At 45.6% G+C, this 608-nt stretch carries 1 protein-coding gene; it reads right to left on the reverse strand.

The features are described 5' to 3' along the window. Positions 1-91 precede the first annotated feature (91 nt). The coding region (locus tag AB4329_RS22495) for an inositol monophosphatase family protein (protein WP_372139340.1) at positions 92-608 on the reverse strand (517 nt) is incomplete at its 5' end.

Genomic DNA, 608 nt, shown 5'->3' on the forward strand with positions numbered 1-608 from the left:
CAGATACAAAAAAGCCTCGCTATAGCTATATAGCGAGGCTTTGGAATTTTTATGCGCCCTTAAAATAGGGAGCGTTAACGTAAGGTCTGAATTACTTCAGCATACCTTCGTTAGCGTTCTCACGAACGTGCTTAAGAATAGACTTAACACCACGTGCGCTTGAAGCAACAACATTACCAGAAGTCATGTAATCAGTACCGCCAGCAAAGTCAGTCATGATAGCACCAGCTTCACGAGCGATTAGATCGCCAGCTGCTAGATCCCATGGCTTAAGGCCAAGTTCTAGGTAACCATCAACACGGCCAGCTGCTAGGTAACATAGGTCAAGAGCAGGAGAACCTGTACGACGGAAATCAGCACAGTCGATGAATAGACCAGAGATGATCTTCATGAAAGATTCAGAGTGTTGTTTTTGCTTGAATGGGAAACCAGTCGCTAGAACAGTACCTTGAAGGTCTTTTAGTTGAGTAACACGCATACGAGCGTTGTTAAGTTGAGCGCCAGCGCCACGTTGAGCTGTGAATAGCTCGTTTAGCATTGGGTCATAAACACAAGCAACTTCTGTACGACCGTTCATGCGAACAGCGATAGATACAGAGAAGTGAGGG

Origin of the sequence: Vibrio sp. 10N.261.54.A5, assembly GCF_041471145.1 — a bacterium.
Classification (GTDB): Bacteria; Pseudomonadota; Gammaproteobacteria; order Enterobacterales; family Vibrionaceae; genus Vibrio; species Vibrio crassostreae_C.